Source organism: Parapedobacter deserti, from assembly GCF_042646065.1.
GTDB classification, from domain to species: Bacteria; Bacteroidota; Bacteroidia; order Sphingobacteriales; family Sphingobacteriaceae; genus Parapedobacter; species Parapedobacter deserti.
In genome coordinates, this window is the sequence record NZ_JBHRTA010000043.1 from 1 (window position 1) to 661 (window position 661).

The following is a 661-nucleotide window of genomic DNA, read 5'->3' on the forward strand; positions in this document are numbered from 1 at the left end:
CCAGCAGCCGGACTCATTGGCATACTGGTCTGAAACAAACGCGTATTCGTTGCAGTATTGATAATAGCCACATAACCAACCCCTCCAAAGCCATCGCCAGGGCCATCATTCCTTACGGTCACATCGGCCGAAATAAACACATCCGTACCGAAACAGTTATCGGTATCGGCGATGTTCACCTTACCGATGACAGTCGGATAAGTTTGTCCGTCGACTATTGGGTCTGCCGCATTGTAGTCGATCACTTGCGTACCCGTGCCGCTCCAGAACGCCGGATTTATTGCCCGTGGAAACTGCATCACCGTGTTCTGGTTGGCCATCTCATCGAAATCAGCTTTGGAATACTCCGTATTGGCTGTTACGCTTAGACTTCCGGCGCAGTTAGCAACGGCTCCACTTTCGTCATAGACATAAAGCGTCGTTGTACCCACGGTGCTCAGTTCATCCCCTGGCAAGTATTTCGTCCCGCCGGCATTCGGTGCCGTATAATAGGCCTGATTTCCGGATAAGCCCGTACCGCTGATCTCAGGCAAAGTAAACACTCCACAGGCGGATACGTCTTCCATATCATCCAGCACCGGAGACGCCGTAATACTCAATGTCACCGGCGTCCGGGTCGTGCTCTCACATATTCCGTTATCCGCTGCTGCAAAATAGGTAA

Annotated in this window: 1 protein-coding gene; it reads right to left on the bottom strand. The window is 51.7% G+C overall.

What is annotated here, in order from left to right; all coding sequences use genetic code 11:
• The coding region (locus tag ACFOET_RS17730) for a hypothetical protein (RefSeq protein ID WP_379025161.1) at window positions 1-661 on the bottom strand (661 nt) is incomplete at both ends.